The organism is Amycolatopsis magusensis (assembly GCF_017875555.1).
Classification (GTDB): Bacteria; Actinomycetota; Actinomycetes; order Mycobacteriales; family Pseudonocardiaceae; genus Amycolatopsis; species Amycolatopsis magusensis.
Genome location: NZ_JAGGMS010000001.1, coordinates 1,395,344 through 1,416,086, shown reverse-complemented (window position 1 = coordinate 1,416,086; position 20,743 = coordinate 1,395,344). Strand labels below are relative to the sequence as shown.

Genomic DNA, 20,743 nt, shown 5'->3' with positions numbered 1-20,743 from the left:
CACCGGCGCGTCACCGGAGGCGCGGATACCATCCGGGCCGTGCCCACCGAGCCCGAGCAGACCACCGTGCCCGAACCGGTCTCCTTGGACGCGGCGGACAGAGTGCTGCCCAGCCACAGCAGCCCGCTCGCGGCCGGGGCGACCCGCCCGTTCGGGGGTCCCATCGGCGAGCACGCCGCGCTGGGCAGGCACTGGTTCTGGTCACCCCTGCGCGTGGCGCTGCTGCTCGCGGTGGTGGGTCTCACACTCAGCTGGTTCGGCAAGGCCGCCTGCATCCAGCAGTACTCCGCCGAGGACGGCAGCCTGGAGCTCGACTGGCGATCGGGCCGGCCGTACGTGGCGATGTGCTACTCCGACGTGGTCCCGCTCTACAGCGCGGAACGGCTCAACGACCCGGAGACCTTCCCGTACAAGACCAGCTGGGTGGAGAACGAGGACACCGCCGACGAGCAGGTCCGGTACATGGAGTACCCGGTGCTGTCGGGGCTCTTCCAGTGGGTCAACGCGAAGCTGACCAACGCCTGGCTCGCCGGGGCCGACGGCGGGTTCCTGCCCGGCGCCATCCCGGTGGCCATCTACTTCAACCTGTCCGCGTTGTGGCTGGCGATCGCCTGGCTGGCCACGGTCTGGGCGGTGGCCAGGACCGCGAGGAGACGGCCGTGGGACGCGGTGCTCGTCGCGGTGTCCCCGCTGATGCTGGTGCACGCGTTCACCAACTTCGACACGCTCGCCACCGCCTTCGCGGCGTGCGGGGTGCTCGCCTGGGCTCGGCGGAAACCGCTGCTCGCCGGGGTCCTGATCGGGCTGGGTGCCGCGGTGAAGCTGTACCCGTTGTTCCTGCTCGGGCCCTTGCTGATTCTCTGCATAAGAGCCGGGAAGATGCGCGCGTGGACCACCGCCGCCCTTGCCGCGGCCGGGTCGTGGCTGGCGGTGAACCTGCCGATCGCGCTGGCCTACCCGGTCGGCTGGCGCGAGTTCTTCCGGCTCAACGGCGAACGCGGGATGGACCCGGATTCGCTGTACAACGTCATTTCCCACTTCACCGGGTGGACCGGGTTCGACGGCATCCTCAAGCCGGGGGAGAGCCCCGTCTGGCTGAACACGGTGACCGCGGTGCTGTTCCTCGGCTGCTGCGCCGGTATCGCCTACCTGGGGCTCAACTCGGCGATCCGGCCGCGGTTCGCGCAGCTGGGTTTCCTGGTGGTGGCCGCGTTCCTGCTGACGAACAAGGTGTGGAGCCCGCAGTACTCGCTGTGGCTGGTGCCGCTGGCGGTGCTCGCGCTGCCGCGGTGGCGGCTGCTGCTCGGCTGGATGGTGCTCGACGCGCTGGTGTGGGCGCCGCGCATGTTCTTCTACCTCGGCGAGGACAACCGCGGGCTCCCCGAGGGCTGGTTCCTCGGCACGGTCGTGGTGCGCGACCTGGCCGTGGTGGCGTTGTGCGTGCTGGTCATCCGCGACATCCGGCGCCCGGCCTCGGACCCGGTGCGCGCCGCCGGGGACGACGACCCCAGCGGCGGCGTGCTCGACCGCGCCAGGGACGTCGTGGTCTACCGGGGTGGCGTGTTCAGCCGCAGGTCACCAGTGGTGGGTGCGCGAGCCCGGGCCGGTCGCGCGCGCTGACCACCGAGTCCGCGCGGAGGAAGAGGAAGAACAGGGCGACCAGCAGCGCGGCCCGGCCCCAGACGCCGACCACCACCGCCTGCGCGGCGAACCCGTCGTAGATCCCGCTGCCCTCGCCGTCCTGCAGCGCGGCGAACCAGCGGAAGATGCCGATGCCCATGGCCAGGTCGGCGACCAGGTACCCGGCGATCCAGCCCCACGGGATCCGCAGCAGCACGAACATCGGCAGCAGCCACAGCGTGTACTGCGGCGAGTGGACCTTGTGCAGCAACAGGAACCCGCACAGCATCGCGGCCGAGACCGGCAGCAGCGGGTAGACGCCGTCACGCCGGTACCGCTTCCAGCCCAGCGCGCACGCCAGCGCGAACGAAGCCAGCATCAGCGTCGGCGAGATCAGGCCCATCAGGTCCTGGAAGACCTCGTTGTCCGGATCGGACAGCGGGCGGAAGGCCCAGAACCAGATGGAGTTGGTCGACACGTCGACCTTGCGATCGCCCTGGAACTGGAAGGAGGCCCACCAGCCCTCGAACCCGGCCAGCATGAACGGCAGGTTCGCGGCGACCCCGGTGCCCGCCGCGATGGCGACCACCCGCAGCGCACCCCGCGGGTCGTAGCGGCTTTCCTCGCGTTCGCCGTTGGTCAGCACGTACAACGCCAGCGGCACCACGAACAGCGCCGGGTACAGCTTGAGCGCGAAGCCCAGGCCGAGCAGGACCGCGGCGATCGAGGCGCGGTGCACGAGTGGCCGTTTGCCGAGGAGGGTGACGTAGAAGGCGGCGACCGCGCAGGCGACCACCGGCAGGTCCCAGTTGTGGAAGGCGTAGAGCACCAGCGGTGGCCCGATCGCCCACCACAGCGATCTCCAGCCCGCCATCCGTCCCAGCAACCAGGCGGTGAGCAGGCCGAACGGCGCCAGCAGCGCCGAAGACGCCAGCAGGAAGCCGGCGTCGGTGTCGACGAAGAACGCGCCCGCCCAGATCAGCACGCCGGTGAGCACGGGGTACTCGACCGAGCCGCCGGTCAGCTGCCCCTTCTCGAGCGCGCCGTCGACGTACGGGAAGACGTGCCGGTCGATGTCCCGGCCGATCCACAGGTGCTGGATGTCGGAATAGCAGACGTCGGCGTAGCTGCGGTGGGTGTAGTCCGGCTCGCTGCGGCCCCAGAAGTCGAACTCGGGCCCGGTGCAGCGGTCCTTGTTGGCGAAGCCCAGCACCATGGTCACCCCGCACAGCACCACGAGCACGGCGAGCGCGGCCCGGCTGAGCTTCTTCGTCACCGGGCCAGTGCCTCCCGCAGGTAGGCGATGTCGGCGGCCTGGCCATCGCCCGGCGTCTCCACCACCACCGGTGCCCCGGCCGTGCGCGCGACCTCGGCCAGCACCTCGGGGTCGATCGTGCCCTCGCCGCCGACCACGTTGGCGTGCCGGTCGCGGGTGGAGCCGAACTCGTCGCGCGAGTTGTTCAGGTGCACCAGGTCGATCCGGCCGGTGATGGCCCTGACCCGGTCCGCCACGCCGTCGAGGTCCCAGCCCGCCGCGTAGGCGTGGCAGGTGTCCAGGCAGAAACCCGCGCCGAACTCGCCGACCTGGTCCCAGAGCCGGGCGATCATCTCCAGGTCCTTGGTCATCGCGCCGTCGCCGCCCGCGGTGTTCTCGATCAGGATCGGCACCGCGAACCCGCCGCTGTCGGCCTGCCGCTCGAACAGCTTGCGCCAGTTGGCCAGTCCCTCGGCCGGGTCCTCGCCCTTGCGCACGTGGCCGCCGTGCACGATCAGGCCCTTCGCGCCCACCTCGGCGGAGCCCGCGGCGTGCTGCGCGACGCCCTTGCGGGACGGGATGCGGATGCGGTTGTTCAGCGAAGCGACGTTGATGAGGTACGGCGAATGGATGAAGACCTCGATCTCGTCCGCGACGAGCGCGTCGGCGCTGGGGTGGCGCTTCGGCGCTTTCCAGCCCTGCGGATCCGAGAGGAAGAACTGCACGACCTCGGCGCCCCGCTCTCTGGCCGCGGGCAACGGGTCGTCGTCACGAACGTGGGCACCGATCTGCATGGGAGCACGCTACAGGCGGAAAACTTCCCACTCGAAGCACCGCCGATCACGTTCATGAGCTACCTTGGGCGCGGTGCGTGAACAGGGGAGGCGACGCATGGGCAAGCACGCGAACCGGATCGGCACGGTCGGCTTCATGGTGGCGGTCTCCGCCGCGTACGCCTCGATGGCGCTCCCCGGCACGGCCGGTGCGGCCGAAGGCGCCGACCCGGTGCTGGTCGGCAAGTGCGCCGCCACGCTCAAGGCCGAGAACGGCAAGCCGCTCACCGTCGACCTCGGCGCCCTCGCGAACGCACCCGGCCTGCTCGACCTCGGCCTCGGCTCGAACTCGCCCGGTGGCAACGGCAAGCACAAGCCGCTGCTCTCGCTCCCGGTGAAGGAAGCACTCGACGGGCTGGGCATCAGCAGGACCGGCCTGGTGGTGGACAGCGTCGGCGCCATCTGCGACACCGCCAAGGCCACCATCAACGCCGTCGGCGCGACCACGCAGAGCCTGCTCGGCGCGGACGAGACCGAGCCTGGCGCCCCGGATCCGACTCCGCCGAACAATCCGCCGGGTGGCGAGGACCCGACCCCGCCGGGCACCACGCCGCCGGAGGACGAGGCGCCGCCGGCCGAAGAAGGCCCGATCCAGACCGATCCCGGTGGTGGTGACGTCATCGGTGGCGACGCCAGCAGCGAGATCGACTCCAGCTTCCTGCCGCTCGGCCAGGCGCTGATCGGCCCGGCCGCGATGATCGGCCCGGTCATCCCGCCGGGGGTCACCCCGCCGGCCGCGCCGGATCTCGGCGCGCCGATCCCGCCGCAGGTGCTCGCGGAGAACTCCGGCACCGCCGAAGCCCTGCCCGGGGCCACCCCGCCGCAGCGTGTGCCGCTGTTGATCGCGGTGCTCTCCGTGGTGGTCGTGGCCGCGCTGCTGGCCCGCACCTGGCTCCGCCGCCGCGCCGTCTGACCCTCCGTAACCGCAGGTCCACCCGATCGCGCGGTCTTTTCGGCGCGCGCGCCGTCACCCGTCCCGGTTACCGTCGTTGTTCCGGTCAGCAGGGATGAGCAGGGTGAGAGGGCTCGCGATGCAGAGGCGTATCCAGAGAACAGCCGCCGTCGGAGCGGCGACCTTCCTCCTGGCGGGTTCCGCCGCGATCGCCACACCGGCCACCGCGTCGGCGGCCGACACCAAGAAGGTGCCGTGCGGTAGTTCGATCACCGCCAAGCCCGGTGACACCATCCTCGCCACCACCCCGCTGCTGGGCATCCCGCTGAACCTGGGCGTGGTCGGCCAGGCCACCAAGGTGCTCACCGGCGTGGTCGACGGCCTGCTCGGCGGGCTGTGCAAGGTCACCGTGCAGGTGATCGACACCGTGGTCGCCCCCGTGCCCGGCGTCGGCGCGCCGCTGGCGGACGCCACGAAGGGCGTGGTCGACGGCGTGCACAGCGGCACCGTCGGCGCGCTCGGCGGCAGCAGGCAGGACAGCCCGGAGAGCAAGCCCGGCAGCCCGCAGACCCCGCCGGGCAGCAGCCCCGGCACCGGTGGCGCCCCGCAGACCGGTCCCGGCGGCGCGGTCACGCCCATCCCGCAGTCGAACAGCGAAGTGCTCGGCGGCAGCGTGCCCGCGTTCGCGAACCTGCCGACGAACTTCTCCACCGGATTCGCGCCGATGCGCGACTACAGCACCATTCCGCTGGCGAGCCCCGGCATTTACAGCCCTTCTCCAGGCGTTCGTTACGGCGGGCAAATCCCGGGTTACGCACCGGAATTCGGCATTCTCGGCGCGGACGGTCAGCCGCAGTCGCCGGACGGGGTGCGCAACGCCGGTGGCGCGGAGGCATTGGCCAGTGACAGCGGCGGTTTCAGCGAGGGCACCGGTTTGCCGGTGTTGATCGCGGTGCTCGCGCTGTCCGGGGTCACCGCCGCACTGGTGCGCACTTGGGTACTTCGCAAGGTCACCGCGTAAAACACCCGTCGGGGTCAACTCAATTAACCCGGTCGAGTATCTTTTGTGTGCCCGGCTCGTTATCTTGAGTGACTTCCGAACCGCACACTCTCTCCATTCCCCGACCCGGAGGACAGCGCTCGTGCAGCACCGACTGACCAGGACCTTCCGCTCGGTACTGACGGCCACCGCCATCGCCGCTCTGACCACCGGCGGCCTCGCCCTGTCCACGGGCACGGCGGCCGCGACCACGCTGCAGGCGAACAGCTGCACCGCGGGTGTCACCGGGGTGACCGGCGACGCCGTGGCGATCAGCGGCGCCTCCGTCAAGGACCTGGTCAAGGCGGGCGCCCAGGAAGCGGGCACGCTGGCCGTGGGCGACTGGGCCGGGAACGACATCGCGAAGGTCAGCTCGATCAAGGTCGGCCAGGTCGGCCAGGGCGCCAGCACGCAGGTCTCCGGTTCGGTCATCGGCACCGCAGTGGCGAAGGCGCTGGAGGAGACCGGGTCGTGGGGCCTGGGCATCGACCGCAAGAAGACGCTCGCCAGCGTGGAGAAAAAGGTCGCGGGCAACTGCGGCCTGACCGCCTACGCCAGCGACTACCGCGAGCCCACCAGCGAGCAGCAGCCCGCCCCCCAGCCCGGCGGGTCCACCGGCAGCCAGCCCGGCGGCACCAACCAGGGCCAGGCGCCCGGCACGCTGCCGCTCGGCACCGGCGGGGCGATGGCGCCGCCGCCGGACTACAGCAACATCCCGGCCGCCACGCCGGGTGTCGCGCTGCCCCCGGGCGCGCGCTACGGCTCCGCCGCTCCCGGCCCGACCTCGCCCGAGTTCGGCATCCTCGGCGCGGACCCGGGTGCCACCCAGGCGCCCCAGGTGCAGAACGCCGGCAACGCGGACTCGCTGGCCGCCGGGCAGCCCGAGAACGGCGTGCAGCTGCCCATGCTGCTGGCCGTGGTCGCGCTCGCCGGGGTGACCGCCGCGCTGGTCCGGACCTGGGTGCTGCGAAAAGCGTCGTAGGGCCCGAGTACAGTTCCTCCTGACAAAACCCTCCTGCCATGGAAGTTCCATGGCCGTGAGCCCACAGGAGGTGAGTGGTTGTGTCACGCCATTACGAGGTAATGGTCATCCTGGATCCCACCCTTGACGAGCGCACCGTCGCTCCGACGCTGGACACGTTCCTCAACGTGATCCGCACGTCGGGCGGGGCCGTCGAGAAGGTCGACGTCTGGGGTCGCCGCCGGCTCTCGTTCGAGATCAACAAGCACGCCGAGGGCATCTACGCGATCCTCGACCTGAACTCGACGCCGGAAGCGGTCAAGGAGCTCGACCGGCAGCTGTCGCTGCAGGAGACCGTGCTGCGGACGAAGGTCATGCGCCGCGAGATCAAGCGCGCCGCCAAGCCGGCCGTCAAGGCCTGACGGGGGTAGCGAGCCCATGGCTGGAGACACCGTCATCACGGTGATCGGCAACCTGACCTCCGACCCGGAGCTGCGGTTCACCCCGTCCGGTGCGGCCGTCGCGAACTTCACCGTCGCGTCGACCCCGCGCACCTTCGACCGCCAGAGCGGCGAGTGGAAGGACGGCGAGGCCCTGTTCCTGCGCTGCAACATCTGGCGCCAGGCGGCGGAGAACGTCGCCGAGTCGCTGACCCGCGGTGCCCGCGTGGTCGTGCAGGGCAGGCTCAAGCAGCGGTCCTTCGAGACCAAAGAGGGCGAGAAGCGCACGGTCGTGGAGCTCGAGGTCGACGAGATCGGCCCCTCGCTGCGCTACGCCACCGCCAAGGTGAACAAGGTCAGCCGCGGTAGCGGCGGCGGCGGTGGTGGCGGCGGCTTCGGCGGTGGCCAGGGCGGCGGGAGCGCCCCGGCCGACGACCCGTGGGGCTCGGCCCCGCCCGCCGGTGGCGGCGGCGGGGGCGGCTTCAACGACGAGCCCCCCTTCTGATCAATCCCTTTCGTTAGCTATTCCAGGAGTCGACAGTGGCCAAGCCACCCATTCGTAAGCCGAAGAAGAAGGTCTGCGTTTTCTGCAAGGCCGAGAAGAAGGGTCGCCCCGAGGCGATCGACTACAAGGACACCAACCTGCTGCGCAAGTACATCTCCGACCGCGGCAAGATCCGTGCCCGCCGGGTCACCGGCAACTGCAGCCAGCACCAGCGTGACGTCGCCATCGCGGTCAAGAACTCCCGCGAGATGGCACTGCTGCCCTACACCTCGACCGCCCGCTAAGGAGGTTCACACTCATGGCGAAGATCATCCTCACCACTGACGTGGCGAACCTGGGCGGTCCCGGCGACCTCGTCGAGGTCAAGGACGGCTACGCGCGCAACTACCTGCTGCCGCGTGGGTACGCCATTCCCGCCACCAAGGGCGCGGAGAAGAACGTCAGCACGATCCGCCGGGCCCAGGAGTCCCGCCGGATCCGCGACCTCGACCACGCCAAGGAAGTGCGGACCGCGCTGGAGGGCCTCGGCCACATCCAGCTGTCCGCCAAGGCGGCCGAGGGCTCGAAGAAGCTGTTCGGCTCGGTGACCACCGGCGACATCGTCGCCGCGGTCAAGTCGGCCGGTGGCCCGCTGCTCGACAAGCGCGTCATCGAGCTGCGCGAGCACATCAAGACCGTCGGCAAGCACCAGGTCACCGCCCGGCTGCACCCCGACGTGAAGGCCGACCTCCGCCTCGAGGTCGTCGCCAAGTAACAACGCGTTCGCGAAAGGGCCGCCCTCCACCAGGAGCGCGGCCCTTTTGGCGTATACCTGGAACGGCCCCGGCCGCGGCCACGTCAGAGTGTTGACGGTCGGGACCGCACTGTGGGGTACTCGGGGATGGCGAAAGGGGACGAACCGGAATGACTGGCCCAGTCAGCATGTCCGCGCCGGGGGGCGCCGGCGGTGGCTTCACCTTCCAGGCTGACCAGATCGACGCGGTCATCAAGAAGTGGCAGGACCTGCTGGACGACCTGCAGACCGACGCCGAGGACGCCAGGAACATGGCGGCGGTCAAGGCACCCGGCAAGGAGTTCGCCAGCGGTGACTTCGCCAACCTCGCCATCCCGTCGGTCAAGGCCTTCATCGACCAGAACGTGAAGATGCGCGAGTACGTGGAGAACTACATCGAGGCGCTCGAAGCGGCGAAGAAGAGCATGACCACCAACGAGGCCGACACGAAGGCCGCGCTGCAGAAGACGGGTGAGCAGAGCTGATGGGGACCCAGCGTTTTCTCGGCCTCACCGCCGCCGCGCTCGCGGCAGGCGCCCTGCTCGCCGGGTGTGGCGGTGGCAAGGAAGGCAGTGCCGGGAACATCCCGACCGCCACCGTGCCGGGCGGCCAGCCGCCCGCCGAAGCCTCCGACCCGCCCGCTTCCGAAGGCACCGGCAGCGGCGCCGGTTCGGCACCCCAGGTGTCCAGCCCGGTCGACACCGAGAAGGTCACCGGCGACGTGTGCGCCACGCTCTCCTCGGCGAAGGTCTCCGAACTGGGGCTCACCGACCCCACGCCGCGCGATTCCTCGACCGGCCCGACCTGCAACTGGAACTTCACCGAGGGCGCCACCAACCGCCTCGACATCTCCGCCCAGGCCAAGAACCCGAACGGGCTGAGCGACATCTACGACCAGAAGGACGAGTTCGCCTACTTCGAGGAGCTCGAGGTCGGCGGATACCCGGCGGTCTACGCCGACATCACCGACGCGCGCAGCAGCGGGGACTGCTCCCTCTACGTCGGGCTGAACGACCAGTTCGCGGTCCGGGTCAGCTCGACGCTGTCCAGCGGGCCCGACGAGTCGCGGCCCTGCCCGGTGGTCGAGAAGGCCGCCGAAGCGATGATCGACACCGTGAAGGGCGGTTGAGCCATGGTTTTGTTCCTAGTCCCGATCGTCGCGGGCGCCGCCGCCTACGGTGCGGCCACGCAGGACGAGTCCGGCAGCTACAGCGCGGGCTCGGGTGATCGCAAGATCGACTGCCACCAGATCTGGCAGCAGATCACCACCGGCGAGGGCCCGCAGTCCCTGGCCGAGGGCCAGGCCGCGGCAGGCAGGCTCAAGGGCAACTACGAGTCCCGCATCACCACCATCAACCAGCTCACCGCCGAGATGGACGCCGCGTGGACCGGCACCTCCGGCGCGGCGGCGAAGTCCGGTGGCCACCCGCTCAAGGTGTGGATGCAGGACTCGAAGGACAAGCTCAACGACAGCGACAAGTACCTCGGCGAGCAGTACAACGCGTTCACCACCGTGCACTCGAAGGTGCAGGAGGTGCCGAAGGAGCCGCCGCAAAGCGGGTTCATCAACGACATCAAGCCGTGGGAGACCGACACCGACCGCGCGATCGAGGAGTACAACACCAAGGGCCAGGCGAACGTCGACGCGTTCAACGCCTACTACAAGTCCAGCGGTGACAACGGCCAGGGCATGCCGACGTACAACGCGATCTCGGGCCAGGTGCAGGCGGTCGACGTGAACGGCGACGGCACCGACGGGGACGGCAAGGACAAGGACGGCAACGGCAGCGCCGACCAGAACGGCCAGGGCAACGACAAGGGCGGGTACACGCCCGGCAACATCCCGAGCGCGAACCTGCCCGGCGGCGGCAGCACGCCCGGTGGCGGGTACCAGCCGGGCAACATCCCCGGCGCGGGCACGCCGGGCGGCGGCTACAACCCGGGCAACATCCCCGGGTACAACCCCGGCGACCTCCCCGGTGGGTCCGGTGGTCCGGGCAGCCCCGGGTACAAGCCGCCGTCCTGGGACAACGGCACCGGCGCGGCCGGGTACACGCCGGGCAAGATCCCGTCGGCCGGTGGCTTCGGCCCCGGTGGGTCCGGCGGGTTCGGGCCGGGCAGCGGGGGCGAGATCCCCGGAGCCGACGGCTTCGGCCCCGGTGGTGGCGGCGGTGGCTTCGGGCCGGGCAGCGGCGGGAACATCGGCGTCGGCGGCATCGGTGCCGGTGGCGCGGGTTCCGGCTCCGGCGCCGGGGGTATCGGCGCCGGTGGCCAGTCCGGTGCGGGTGCCGGGGCGGGCAAGGGCATGGGCATGGGTGGCGCGATGGGCGGTGCGGCGGCGGCCGGTGCCGCGGGCGCCGGTCGTGGCATGGGCGGCGGCATGGGCATGGGCGGTATGGGCGCCGGCGGTGGCCGTGGCGGCCAGGGCGCCGAGGACGAGGAGCGGCAGTCGCGCTACCTGCTCGGCGACGACCCCAACGAGGTGTTCGGCACCGACGAACTGACCGCCCCGCCGGTGATCGGCGAGTAGTATCCATTTCGGATTTTTCGCCCGGCCCGCACCTTCCGGCGGGCCGGGCGGCCTTTGTCGACTACCAGGGGGATGGCGAAGTTGCTGGAGAAGCAGGTCACGCTGACCACGGGCACCCTGCTCAACCTGATCCGCCGCCGGGACGGCGAGCCGCACACGGTGCTCTCCAGCACGCCCACCTGGCTCAGCGAGGAAGCGCAGCGCGCGGAGGACGAGAAGACCAACGCCGAGCTGGCCAGGTACGGCCTGGCCGGGCGGCGCGGGCTCGATCCCGGCTTCGTCGCGGTCATCGAGGCGATCGCGCGGCCGCAGCTGGAGTACTTCGCCTGGATCGACGGCGGGTTCGAGGGCAAGCCGCTGAAGTACACCCTGCTCGCCGGTTCGGCGGGCGGTGAGGCCTTCGTGCTCGCGCGCAACCCGGCAGCCGAGGGGATCGTGCTGGCCTCGGTCCGGCCGGACGAGGTGCTGCCCGAATTCCTCGCGCAGATCCCGAACCTGGCCCCGGGCAGGGGCAACCGCCTGGTGGTGCCGAAGAGCGAGGCCACCGGCAAGCGTCGCGGCGGGTCGCCGGACGACGGCTTCTCGGTGATGCGCGACGCGCGGCCGAGCGCGGGCGCGGTCGAGGCCGAGGAACTGCGCCGGGTGCTGAGCCTGCAACGGCTCGGTGGCGGCAGCCTGTACGTGGCGGCGCGGAACCGGGCGGGCCGCAGGCAGCGGATCGACCGGCCGGTGAACTACATCGACACGGTCGAGGGCCGCTGGCTGACCGAGGAGGTGCCGGGCGCGGGTGAGCCCGCGATCGCCTTGACCCCGGCCACCCCGCAGGAGCTGGCGGGCCGGTTGCGGGCCGCCCAGGCACGGCTGGTTTGACCCCTCCGGGGCTCTGACCTGCGGTTCACCCACATAGCGCAGTCGGTTATCCACAGGCTTTGTCCCCAGTCGGCGCGTGCCCGCGTCCGCGACACGCCGAACGACCGGTTCACCGCGACACGCCGGACGAGTTTTTCCACACTGTGCACACCTGCTCTGAGCTGCGCATTTCGCGGAGTGATCCCCGGTTGCCCCCAACTTGTCCACAGCCAGGAGCGCACCTGTGATTGGTTGGCGGCAGCCATCCCCAAGTTGTCCACAGGTTGTCCACGGGGCGATTTGGCTACGGCCATCCGAGCGATCTAGCGTGCGGGGAAACTTGACGTACACTCGAACACGCGTTCGAACGAGGAGGAGGCTTCGGCGGTGGCCATGACCGATGACCGCGGGGCAGGGTACGAGCCGGAAGACCCCGGCCCGCCGGATCCCGGTGGTGGTGGCGGTGGCGGCCGCTCGGGGGAGTTCGACCGGCAGCCCCCGCAGGACGTGGCGGCCGAACAGTCGGTGCTCGGCGGCATGCTGCTGTCCAAGGACGCCATCGCCGACGTGGTCGAGGCGCTGCGGCCGAACGACTTCTACCGGCCCGCGCACCAGGCGGTCTACGAGGTCATCCTCGACCTCTACGGCCGGGGTGAGCCCGCCGACCCGATCACCGTCTCGGCGGAGCTGGAGCGCCGCGGCGAACTCGGCCGGATCGGCGGCGCGCCGTACCTGCACACGCTGATCGCCACCGTGCCGACCGCGGCGAACGCCGGGTACTACGCGGAGATCGTCGCCGAGAAGGCGGTGCTGCGGCGGCTGGTCGAGGCGGGCACCCGGATCGTCCAGTACGGCTACGGCGCCAACCAGGACAACACGGGCGGCGACATCGACGCGGTCGTCGACCGCGCGCAGGCCGCCATCTACGAGGTCACCGAGCGGCGCACCAGCGAGGACTACGTGGCGCTGGAGGAACTGCTCCAGCCGACCATGGACGAGATCGACGCGATCGCCTCGCGCGGTGGTTCGGCGCAGGGCATCCCGACCGGCTTCGCCGACCTCGACGAGGTGACCAACGGCCTGCACCCGGGTCAGATGATCATCGTCGCGGCGCGTCCCGGTGTCGGGAAGTCCACGCTCGGGCTGGACTTCGCCCGCTCCTGCTCGATCAAGCACGGCATGAGCAGCGTCATCTTCTCGCTGGAAATGAGCCGGACCGAGATCGTCATGCGCATGCTTTCGGCCGAGGCCAAGATCCGCCTGGCCGACATGCGTGGTGGCCGCATGTCCGACGACGACTGGACCCGCCTGGCGCGGCGGATGAGCGAGATCAGCGAGGCGCCGCTGTTCATCGACGACTCGCCGAACATGACGATGATGGAGATCCGCGCCAAGGCCCGGCGGCTCAAGCAGCGCAACGACCTCAAGCTCGTGGTGCTGGACTACATGCAGCTGATGAGCTCGGGCAAGCGCGTGGAGTCGCGGCAGCAGGAGGTCTCGGAGTTCTCGCGGCAGCTGAAGCTGCTGGCCAAGGAGATCGAGGTGCCGCTGGTCGCGATCAGCCAGCTGAACCGTGGTCCCGAACAGCGGACCGACAAGCGCCCGATGCTCTCGGACCTGCGTGAGTCGGGCTCACTGGAGCAGGACGCGGACATCGTGCTGCTGATCAACCGCCCCGACGCCTGGGAACGCGACGACCCACGCGCCGGGGAGGCCGACCTGATCCTGGCCAAGCACCGGGCCGGCCCGACCAGCACCGTGGTGGTCGCCCACCAGCTGCACTACAGCCGGTTCTCCGACCTCGCGCACAGTTAGGCCGGATTCAGCCCCGTGCCGGGCGGTCAGGCGGGGTCGGGCAGCGGCATGCCGGGCACGCTCTGGTTCTCCGGGACCACGCCGTCGACCAGGTAGGCGTCGACGACCTCGTCCACGGCCGGGTTGCCGTACCCGTAGATGCCGTGGTCGCCTTCGCCGGTGACGGTCAGCAGCCGGGAGTTCTCGAACCCGGCGTGCGCCTTCCGGGCGCCCTCGATGGGCGTGGCCGGGTCGTTCGCCGACTGGACCATCACCACCGGCGGCACCCCCTTACCGTCCATGGTGGGCAGTGGACGGGGCTGGTTCTCCCAGAAGATGCAGTTCTGGATGAACATCCAGTACCCGCCGGCCAGCAGCTTGCCCTGGTCGAGGAACTCCTGCGACCTGCGGATCACCGACTCCCGGTCGCCGGGCGTGGGGCTGTCGTTGCACCGGACGGCGGTCAGCACGGCGAGCAGGGCGTCATTCGTGGCCGGCTCGGCGGCGATCGCCGCCCTGGCTTGCGCCTTGGCCTGCTCCGGCGCGTCGTTCCCGGTCAGCGTCCTGAGCTGGACCAGGAAGTCGGCCAGGCCGGGGAAGGCCTGCTTGCTCTTGAGCAAGCCGACGACACGGCTGTCCAGCTCGCCCGGGCCGACCTTCACCCCGTCGACCTCGACCGGATTGCGCGTCAGCGCGTACCGGACCTCCTCGAAGGTCTGCCGGACCTGCTCGCCGGTGGCACCGAGCCCGTACCGGTCGTCATGGGTCGCGGCCCACGGCAGGAAGTCCTGCCGCCAGCGGCGTTCGTACCCCATGGGCTGCAGGTCGAACGATGCCGCCCAGGTCGAGGTGAAGTCGACCGACGAGTCCAGCACGAACCGGCCGACGCGGTCGGGGAACCGCTGGGCGTAGTGCGCGCCGAGCCAGGTGCCCGCCGAGTAGCCGATCCAGTTGATCTTCTCCCGGCCGAGCAGGACCCGCAGCAGGTCCAGATCCTTGGTGTTGTGGAAGGTGTCGACGAACCGGCCGAGTTCACCGGAGGCCTGCTCGCAGGTCTTCGTGGTCCGTTCCAGCTCGTCCAGGAGCAGATCCAGGTTGCGCGGGTCGCGGTCGCGCGGGTCGTGAATGGCACCTTGACCCGATCCGCCACAGGAGATGTTCGTGCTCCTGCCGGTGCCGCGGGTGTCGATGCCGATGATCTCCTGGTGCTCACGCAGCTTGGCCTGCTCGCTCAGCGAAGCGGGAAACGAGCGGCCGGGCCCACCGGGCCCGCCCGGATTGGTGAGCACCGATGCCGTCGTCTCCCCGGTGGACCTCAGCCTGCTGATCGCGATCGTCACGTCCGGCGGGTCGTCCGGGCGCTCCCAGTCGCGCGGTGACGCGAACGTCGCGCACTCGAGGATCTTCGCCGTCTCCGGTTTGTCCGGCACATCCTCGGCGGTGCACTGGCGCCACGCCAGGTCCTGTTCGGCGTAGCGCGCCGGAATGCCGGTGGTGTTCACCGTGCCGGGATTCGCCAGCGCGGGGGTCATTCCCGCGAGCAGACCACCCGCGACCGCGGGAAGCACCACGGCGAACCGCAATCTCCTGTACATAACCGCCCCTTTTGGTTCACAAAGCCCGATTGACCTACGTCAACGGGTGCAGTTGAACCCATGCCCCCGGGGCATGCTCAAGGAGTTCGGCAGAGATCCCGCTCAGCGATCCGCGAGGCGGCGCCGGAACCAGTCGGTGAGGCCCGCGTCCACCTCGCGGGTGCGCGGCCGTTGCGGGGCGGGCTCGATGCCGGGTTCGTCGGCCAGTGGGTGGGCCAGGTCGGGGATGGACAGCAGTTCGCCGCGCTCGCCCAGGGCGTCGGCGAAGGTGAGCGCGTCCTGTCGCAGGTCGGCGTGGTCCAGTTCGCCGCTCACCACCAGCACCGGCGCGCGGTCGGCGACGACACCCGCCTTGGGCAGGAAGTCCAGGCTGTCGACGGCTTTCTCGGACTCGGCGTCGTACGAGTAGCCGGGGAACAGGGCGACGACGGACCGCATCCGGATGGCGGCGTTCACCAGTGCGCCCGCGAAGATCGGGGTGTCGGTCTCGGTCAGCACCCGCAACGCGACCGCCCCGCCCAGTGACGCGCCGAGCACGCCGATCGGACCGTCGTCCACCGGCAGCTGCTCGCGCAGCGATGCCAGTGCGGCGGGGAATTCCGCGAACGCCTGCCGCGCGAACGGGTACAGGAAGGACATCAGCGGGTCCTTCTGGATCAGCTCCACCACGGCGTCGGGGCGGCCGTCGACCATGCGTGCCCCGCACATCGGCATGCCGAGGTGCACGCGCCACGCGGGCAGGCCGTGCATCGGCAACGCGGCGGCGAACGCGGGATCCGAGCGTGGGGCGTCGAGCATGTGCCAGGTGACGATCAGCGGTGCGGGACCTTCGACGCCGGACGGCGGCAACGCGGTGAAGGGCACGCCGGCGGCCGTGCCCGTGATCGGTGAGTTCATGCGGCCACGGTAGGTCCGCGCACGTGCGCCGGGGCTCGTTTACGCCACCAGCGGAACGCGCGCGGTGGAGCCTGCACCACCACGGGTTCGGGTGCGGACGTCCTGGGCGGGCGGGCCCCGGATTCCTAGCCTCATGAGCACGGGTGATCGAGCAGCGGTCGCCGGGTTCGGAGGAGGAAATCCTTTGCGTGCAAGCACTTTGGGGCGGGCCGTGCTGGTGGCCGGGGTGGCCGCCGCGCTGGCGGGCACGGTGGTGGCCAACCCGGCACCGGCGAGCGCGAGCGGTGGGCTGGAGCGGTTCCACCACCAGCGCGTGGACTGGAAACCCTGTGACCACAAGGCTTTGGACGAAGCCGGCGCGCAGTGCGCCGACGTCAGGGTGCCGTTGAACTACGCCGAACCACGCGGGCGCACCATCACCGTGGCGATTTCCCGGTTGAAAGCCACCGATCCCGGGCAGCGGCGCGGGATCATGCTGTCCAATCCGGGCGGGCCCGGCGGTCCGGGACTGGACCTGATGCTCGGCGTGCGGCAGGCGATGACGCCCGAGGTGACCGCGCGCTACGACCTGATCGGCATGGACCCGCGCGGCATCGGCCGGTCGGCGCCGATCGACTGCGGCTGGCCGGTGGGCACCATGCTCCGGTCGGCCGGGGTGGACCGCCCGGCGTTCGACCGGGCCGCGAAGTTCGCCGCCGGCCTCGCCCGGCAGTGCGCCGAAACCGAAGGCGCCGACCTGCGCCACATCTCCACCCGCAACACCGCGCGCGACATGGACGTCGTCCGCGGCGCGCTCGGCGAGTCGAAGATCAGCTACTTCGGCTGGTCGTACGGGACCTACCTGGGCGCGGTGTACACCGAGATGTTCCCGAAGCGCAGCGATCGGATCGTGCTCGACAGCGCGGTCGACCCGCGGCGGTACGCCCGGCAGATGCTCCGCGACCTGGGTGAGCCGAACGAAGCCGCGCTGGACGACTGGGCACAGTGGGCCGCGGCGCGCGACGGTGAGTACCACCTCGGCAAGACCGCGAAGGAGGTCCGCGCGCTGACCGAGGGCCTGGTCCAGAAGGCCGCGCGGAAGCCGATCCGGCTCGGCGAATACCAGGTCGACCAGCACGTGCTGCCGGTACTGCTGTTCGTCCCGCTGGCCGACGCGCGCCGCGATGCCGACGTCGCGAGCACCGTGCGGCAGCTGGCCGATGCCGCCGACGGCAAACCGGTGCAGCCGAGCCCCGCGCTGGAAGCCGACCTGCGCTTCGTCTACAAGCCCGACGCGACCACGCAGAACTCCGGGCAGGCGGCGGTGATCTGCGGTGACCAGGCGATGCCGCGCGACCCGGAGTCGTACTGGCGCGACATCCGGCGCAGCCGCGCCGAGGAGCCGTTGTTCGGTGCCTTCGCCCACAACATCCTGCCGTGCGCGTTCTGGGGCCCGCCCGCCGAACGCCCGACCGAGGTGCACAACCCCGTGCCCGCGCTGATCGTCCAGGCCACCGGCGACACCCGCACCCCGTACGCCAGCGGCGTCGGCCTGCACCAGGTGATGACCGGTTCGAAGCTGGTCACCCTGCAGGATGTCCGGGTGCACGCGGTCTTCGGCAACTACCCCAACACCTGCGCGCAGAACGCCGTCAACACCTACTTCCGAGACGGCACCCTGCCCGCCACGGACACGACCTGCCGAGCCGACTGACCGCGCCTACCCGGCAGGCTGAGGCCGCGGGCCCAGGAAGAGGCCGCCGCTGACGTCGAGCCAGGTGCCGGTGACCCAGCCGGCGTCCGGTGACGCGAGGAAGGCGACGGCGGCGGCGATGTCCGGTGACCGGCCGATCCGGCCGAGCGCGGTCATCGCCGCCATCGCGTCACCGGCTCCGGGGCTTTCCCGCAGCCAGCTGTTCATGTCGGTGTCGGTGACGCCCGGCGCGACGGTGTTCACCGTGATGCCGCGGTCGCCGAGCTGGTTGGCCAGGTTCCGGCCGAGCGCGTCCAGCGCGCCCTTGCTCATCGCGTAGGCGGTTTCCGGCAGCGCGATCCGGGTGGCGCCGGAGGACACGTTGATCACCCGGCCGTGGTCCGCGAGCAGCGACCGCGCGCGCTGGACGATGAAGTACGGCGCCCGGACGTTCACCGCGAACAGCCGGTCGAACTCGGCGGGCGACACCTCGTCCAGCTTCCCGGCGAAGATCGCCGCGTTGTTCACCAGGATGTCGAGCGGCCGCCCGGCGAGGCCGCGCTCGAGACCGGCGAAGAGCGTGTCGACGTCGCCCTCCACCCCCAGTTCCGCGCGGAGGGCGAAGGCCTGCCCACCGGCTTGCTCGATTCCCGCGACCGTCTCCTTGGCCGCTGTCTCGTTGCTCCCGTAGTGCACCGCGACGAGCGCGCCGTCGGCCGCGAGCCGTTCGGCGATGGCCCGGCCGATGCCCCTCGAAGCCCCGGTCACCAGTGCGGTTTTCCCTGTGAGTGTCATGTCTCCGATCCTGGGCTCAGGCCGGGAACCTGTCCAAGACCTGCGGTGATAGCCATCGGTTATCCGGCCTGGCCGAGGAAGTACAGGGCCGTGACCGAGGCCGCGCCGACCAGGCCCCAGCGCAGCGCCACCCGGGGCTCCGGCCGCGGGAACTCGCGGAAACCGAGCGGCACCAAGGCCACGCACAGCCCGGCCGCCGCGACCACCGAAAGCCACTCGGTGCCCTTCAGCACGCCGACCGGCATCGCGGCCATCAGGCCGAGCGCCACCGCACCGGGCCGCCAGAGCGCACGGGACCGCCAGGCGCCGATCGCCAGCACCACCCAGCCGAAGATCATCGGCACGGTGAACACCCGCATCACGTGGTAGGCGCCGTAGGAATCGGCGACCACCTGCGTCGCAGCGTCCAGGCCGAGCACGCGCACCAACTGGAACGCCAAGTGGTCGATCCCGGCGTGGAAGGCACGGCCGATCAGCCCGCAGATAACCAGGATCCCGCCCCACAGCCCGAAACCACCGCCGATCCGGCGGGCCAGCAGCAGGATCCCCGGCCAGAGCAGGACCGTGCCGAGGAGAAAGCAGCTGTACGCGGCGAAAATCCGCGACGGCGACTGTTCGTACGCGGCGAGCTGGGCCGGGAAGAACAGGTCGTGCGGCAGGCGCAGCAGCACCCCGGCCAGCAGCAACGGCGGGGCGAGCAGCAGGGAAACGGCCCCGGGCACCAGAGTTCTCATGCCGGTGGACTCTCCGGCACCCGGCTCCGGTCCACATCGGACCGAGGTGTCTCAGACCTGGGTCGGAGTCCAGGTGCCCGGCATGCCGAACCCGGTCGGGTCCTCGCCGGCCATCGTGTGCGCGCCCGCCTTCAGCCGCTCGATCAGGCCACGCGTCCAGTCCACCCCGCTGCTCGCGTTGTGCACCCACAGGTCGAACAGCTCCTGCACGTGCCCGGGATCGGCCCAGGCGCCGGTCTGCTCGATGATGTCGGCCCGCCCGCTTTCCAAGGCGTGCAGCCGTTTTTCCAGCAGCTCGATCGCCTCGGCCCGTGGCAGCGCGGGCAGCAGGGCCAACCCGGCGGTCAGCATGTCCTGACGGATTTCGGGTTGGCGCAGAGCGTCACGCAGGAGGCGGAAGAACTCGGCGTCCCCGGTTTCGGTGATCTCGTAGTCGACCCGGCCGCCGGAGTCCGGGACCTCGATCGCCCGCAGCAGTCCGTCCTTCGCCAGCTGACGCAGCGCGTGGTAGAGCGAGCCCCATTTGACGTTGGCCCATTCGTCCGCGCCCCAGGTGAGCAGTTCGGTCCGGACCAGGTACCCGTGGGCCCGGCCGAAGCCGCGGACCGCACCGAGCACCAGCAGCCGCGTCGCCGACATGCACCCTCCCGCGTGATGGTCGGCTCCAGCGTAGAGGCCCCGGCCCGTTCCGCTGGGTGGACCGTCACCGCCACACCTGGGCCGAACCAGGCGTATAGTTGAATTTTCAACGAAGTCTTTCGGGGAGGCCGCCATGACCGCCGCGCCAGTGCTCTACCTCAGCCACGGAGCGCCGCCGCTCGCCGACGACGCCACCTGGACCCGGCAGCTCGCGGACTGGTCGGCCGGGCTGGCCCGGCCGTCGGCGATCCTGATCGTGTCGGCGCACTGGGAGGAGGCGCCGCTGACCATCGGCGCCACCACGACCGTGCCGCTGATCTACGACTTCTGGGGCTTCCTGCAGCGCTACTACCAGGTGGAATACCGCGCGCCCGGGGCTCCGGCACTGGCCGAGAAGGTGCGGAAACTGCTGCGCTCCGGGGAGACCCCGGTGCACGAGGACCCGGCACGCGGGCTCGACCACGGCGCCTACGTCCCGCTGGTGGAGATGTTCCCCGACGCCGATGTGCCCGTGCTGCAGATCTCCATGCCGTCGCTCGACCCGCAGCAGCTGTTCGATCTGGGCCGCCGCCTGGCACCGCTGCGTGACGAAGGGGTGCTGATCATCGGCAGCGGCTTCTTCACGCACAACCTGAGCGGACTGGACATGCACCGCGATGCCGGTCACGCGCCGCCGTCGTGGTCCGCCGAATTCGACGACTGGGGCGCGGAGGCGCTGGCGAAGAACGACGTGGACGCGATCCTCGACTTCGCCAGCAAGGCACCGGCCCCCGGCCTCGCGCACCCGCGGATCGAGCACTTCGCGCCGCTGTTCGTCTCGCTCGGCGCCGGGGGTGAAACGCCGGAAACGGTGATCGACGGGTTCTGGTACGGGCTGGCGAAGCGGTCCGTGCAACTGGGCTGACCGCGAAAAAACCGGGC

The 20,743-nt window shown here is 70.7% G+C and carries 22 protein-coding genes; 15 read left to right on the top strand and 7 right to left on the bottom strand.

Features of this window, described 5'->3' with window-relative positions; genetic code table 11:
* The first annotated feature begins 39 nt into the window (after positions 1 to 39).
* Positions 40 to 1,620 (top strand): glycosyltransferase family 87 protein, encoded by a 1,581-nt coding sequence (locus JOM49_RS06700; RefSeq protein ID WP_209663482.1) that lies wholly within the window; start codon positions 40 to 42, stop codon positions 1,618 to 1,620.
* Here JOM49_RS06700 and JOM49_RS06695 read toward each other — a convergent pair.
* Together JOM49_RS06695 and JOM49_RS06690 are read right to left on the bottom strand one after the other, a co-directional pair.
* A complete protein-coding gene (locus tag JOM49_RS06695) occupies positions 1,565 to 2,836 on the bottom strand; it encodes a glycosyltransferase family 87 protein (protein ID WP_209670893.1) in 1,272 nt (423 codons plus the stop codon). The genes JOM49_RS06700 and JOM49_RS06695 overlap by 56 nt on opposite strands.
* A 56-nt stretch (positions 2,837 to 2,892) precedes the next feature.
* Complete coding sequence (locus tag JOM49_RS06690; RefSeq protein WP_209663481.1) at positions 2,893 to 3,669, bottom strand: deoxyribonuclease IV; 777 nt, start codon at positions 3,667 to 3,669, stop codon at positions 2,893 to 2,895.
* Between the two features lie 97 nt (positions 3,670 to 3,766).
* Here JOM49_RS06690 and JOM49_RS06685 point away from each other — a divergent pair, with 97 nt between their 5' ends.
* From JOM49_RS06685 to dnaB, 12 genes are all read left to right on the top strand, one after another.
* Positions 3,767 to 4,621, top strand: coding sequence for a hypothetical protein (locus JOM49_RS06685; protein WP_209663480.1), 855 nt, complete (start codon positions 3,767 to 3,769; stop codon positions 4,619 to 4,621).
* 118 nt (positions 4,622 to 4,739) lie between these two features.
* Positions 4,740 to 5,621 (top strand): hypothetical protein, encoded by an 882-nt coding sequence (locus JOM49_RS06680; RefSeq protein ID WP_209663479.1) that lies wholly within the window; start codon positions 4,740 to 4,742, stop codon positions 5,619 to 5,621.
* A gap of 121 nt (positions 5,622 to 5,742) precedes the next feature.
* Complete coding sequence (locus JOM49_RS06675; RefSeq protein WP_209663478.1) at positions 5,743 to 6,621, top strand: hypothetical protein; 879 nt, start codon at positions 5,743 to 5,745, stop codon at positions 6,619 to 6,621.
* A gap of 80 nt (positions 6,622 to 6,701) precedes the next feature.
* Positions 6,702 to 7,022 (top strand): 30S ribosomal protein S6, encoded by a 321-nt coding sequence (gene rpsF / locus JOM49_RS06670; protein ID WP_209663477.1) that lies wholly within the window; start codon positions 6,702 to 6,704, stop codon positions 7,020 to 7,022.
* 16 nt (positions 7,023 to 7,038) lie between these two features.
* Positions 7,039 to 7,545 carry a single-stranded DNA-binding protein gene (locus JOM49_RS06665; RefSeq protein ID WP_209663476.1) on the top strand — a complete coding sequence of 169 codons (507 nt, stop codon included), beginning with the start codon at positions 7,039 to 7,041 and terminating at the stop codon, positions 7,543 to 7,545.
* A 35-nt stretch (positions 7,546 to 7,580) separates the two neighbouring features.
* Positions 7,581 to 7,829 carry a 30S ribosomal protein S18 gene (gene rpsR, locus JOM49_RS06660; protein ID WP_113695352.1) on the top strand — a complete coding sequence of 83 codons (249 nt, stop codon included), beginning with the start codon at positions 7,581 to 7,583 and terminating at the stop codon, positions 7,827 to 7,829.
* A gap of 14 nt (positions 7,830 to 7,843) precedes the next feature.
* Entirely contained in the window at positions 7,844 to 8,299 is a 456-nt protein-coding gene (gene rplI, locus JOM49_RS06655; protein ID WP_209663475.1) for a 50S ribosomal protein L9, read from the top strand.
* Between the two features lie 149 nt (positions 8,300 to 8,448).
* Positions 8,449 to 8,802, top strand: coding sequence for a hypothetical protein (locus JOM49_RS06650; protein WP_209663474.1), 354 nt, complete (start codon positions 8,449 to 8,451; stop codon positions 8,800 to 8,802).
* Positions 8,802 to 9,446, top strand: a complete 645-nt coding sequence (locus JOM49_RS06645; RefSeq protein WP_209663473.1) for a DUF3558 domain-containing protein — start codon at positions 8,802 to 8,804, stop codon at positions 9,444 to 9,446. The genes JOM49_RS06650 and JOM49_RS06645 overlap by 1 nt, the downstream gene beginning before the upstream one ends.
* A gap of 3 nt (positions 9,447 to 9,449) precedes the next feature.
* Entirely contained in the window at positions 9,450 to 10,847 is a 1,398-nt protein-coding gene (locus JOM49_RS06640) for a hypothetical protein (protein ID WP_209663472.1), read from the top strand.
* A gap of 81 nt (positions 10,848 to 10,928) precedes the next feature.
* Complete coding sequence (locus JOM49_RS06635; RefSeq protein WP_209670890.1) at positions 10,929 to 11,717, top strand: ESX secretion-associated protein EspG; 789 nt, start codon at positions 10,929 to 10,931, stop codon at positions 11,715 to 11,717.
* 366 nt (positions 11,718 to 12,083) lie between these two features.
* Positions 12,084 to 13,511, top strand: coding sequence for a replicative DNA helicase (gene dnaB, locus JOM49_RS06630; protein WP_209663471.1), 1,428 nt, complete (start codon positions 12,084 to 12,086; stop codon positions 13,509 to 13,511).
* Between the two features lie 26 nt (positions 13,512 to 13,537).
* On the opposite strand, the gene JOM49_RS06625 is transcribed toward dnaB, so the two are convergent.
* On the bottom strand, positions 13,538 to 15,085 hold the full coding sequence (locus tag JOM49_RS06625) for an alpha/beta hydrolase (protein ID WP_209663470.1): 1,548 nt from the start codon (positions 15,083 to 15,085) through the stop codon (positions 13,538 to 13,540).
* Positions 15,086 to 15,187: 102 nt separating this feature from the next.
* Positions 15,188 to 15,982 carry an alpha/beta hydrolase family protein gene (locus JOM49_RS06620; RefSeq protein ID WP_209663469.1) on the bottom strand — a complete coding sequence of 265 codons (795 nt, stop codon included), beginning with the start codon at positions 15,980 to 15,982 and terminating at the stop codon, positions 15,188 to 15,190.
* A 184-nt stretch (positions 15,983 to 16,166) separates the two neighbouring features.
* Here JOM49_RS06620 and JOM49_RS06615 point away from each other — a divergent pair, with 184 nt between their 5' ends.
* Positions 16,167 to 17,675, top strand: coding sequence for an alpha/beta hydrolase (locus JOM49_RS06615; RefSeq protein WP_245369248.1), 1,509 nt, complete (start codon positions 16,167 to 16,169; stop codon positions 17,673 to 17,675).
* 6 nt (positions 17,676 to 17,681) lie between these two features.
* Here the strand turns inward: JOM49_RS06615 and JOM49_RS06610 are convergent, their stop codons facing one another.
* The 3 genes from JOM49_RS06610 to JOM49_RS06600 are packed head-to-tail and all read right to left on the bottom strand — an operon-like array spanning position 17,682 to position 19,822.
* The gene (locus JOM49_RS06610; protein WP_209663467.1) at positions 17,682 to 18,449 is read right to left on the bottom strand and encodes an SDR family oxidoreductase; all 768 of its coding nucleotides are present in this window, start codon (positions 18,447 to 18,449) and stop codon (positions 17,682 to 17,684) included.
* Positions 18,450 to 18,508: 59 nt separating this feature from the next.
* Positions 18,509 to 19,183, bottom strand: a complete 675-nt coding sequence (locus tag JOM49_RS06605; RefSeq protein WP_209663466.1) for a hypothetical protein — start codon at positions 19,181 to 19,183, stop codon at positions 18,509 to 18,511.
* A gap of 51 nt (positions 19,184 to 19,234) precedes the next feature.
* Positions 19,235 to 19,822 (bottom strand): PadR family transcriptional regulator, encoded by a 588-nt coding sequence (locus tag JOM49_RS06600; RefSeq protein ID WP_209663465.1) that lies wholly within the window; start codon positions 19,820 to 19,822, stop codon positions 19,235 to 19,237.
* A gap of 133 nt (positions 19,823 to 19,955) precedes the next feature.
* On the opposite strand from JOM49_RS06600, the gene JOM49_RS06595 reads away from it, so the two are divergent.
* Positions 19,956 to 20,726, top strand: a complete 771-nt coding sequence (locus JOM49_RS06595; RefSeq protein WP_209663464.1) for a dioxygenase family protein — start codon at positions 19,956 to 19,958, stop codon at positions 20,724 to 20,726.
* The last annotated feature ends 17 nt before the right edge of the window (positions 20,727 to 20,743 follow it).

Coding starts and splice junctions, on each gene's coding strand:
- JOM49_RS06695 (WP_209670893.1), bottom strand. CDS start 2,836: ATGGTGCTGGGCTTCGCCAACAAGGACCGCTGCACCGGGCCCGAGTTC.
- JOM49_RS06690 (WP_209663481.1), bottom strand. CDS start 3,669: ATGCAGATCGGTGCCCACGTTCGTGACGACGACCCGTTGCCCGCGGCC.
- JOM49_RS06685 (WP_209663480.1), top strand. CDS start 3,767: ATGGGCAAGCACGCGAACCGGATCGGCACGGTCGGCTTCATGGTGGCG.
- JOM49_RS06680 (WP_209663479.1), top strand. CDS start 4,740: ATGCAGAGGCGTATCCAGAGAACAGCCGCCGTCGGAGCGGCGACCTTC.
- JOM49_RS06665 (WP_209663476.1), top strand. CDS start 7,039: ATGGCTGGAGACACCGTCATCACGGTGATCGGCAACCTGACCTCCGAC.
- rplI (WP_209663475.1), top strand. CDS start 7,844: ATGGCGAAGATCATCCTCACCACTGACGTGGCGAACCTGGGCGGTCCC.
- JOM49_RS06650 (WP_209663474.1), top strand. CDS start 8,449: ATGACTGGCCCAGTCAGCATGTCCGCGCCGGGGGGCGCCGGCGGTGGC.
- JOM49_RS06645 (WP_209663473.1), top strand. CDS start 8,802: ATGGGGACCCAGCGTTTTCTCGGCCTCACCGCCGCCGCGCTCGCGGCA.
- JOM49_RS06640 (WP_209663472.1), top strand. CDS start 9,450: ATGGTTTTGTTCCTAGTCCCGATCGTCGCGGGCGCCGCCGCCTACGGT.
- JOM49_RS06625 (WP_209663470.1), bottom strand. CDS start 15,085: ATGTACAGGAGATTGCGGTTCGCCGTGGTGCTTCCCGCGGTCGCGGGT.
- JOM49_RS06620 (WP_209663469.1), bottom strand. CDS start 15,982: ATGAACTCACCGATCACGGGCACGGCCGCCGGCGTGCCCTTCACCGCG.
- JOM49_RS06610 (WP_209663467.1), bottom strand. CDS start 18,449: ATGACACTCACAGGGAAAACCGCACTGGTGACCGGGGCTTCGAGGGGC.
- JOM49_RS06605 (WP_209663466.1), bottom strand. CDS start 19,183: ATGAGAACTCTGGTGCCCGGGGCCGTTTCCCTGCTGCTCGCCCCGCCG.
- JOM49_RS06600 (WP_209663465.1), bottom strand. CDS start 19,822: ATGTCGGCGACGCGGCTGCTGGTGCTCGGTGCGGTCCGCGGCTTCGGC.
- JOM49_RS06595 (WP_209663464.1), top strand. CDS start 19,956: ATGACCGCCGCGCCAGTGCTCTACCTCAGCCACGGAGCGCCGCCGCTC.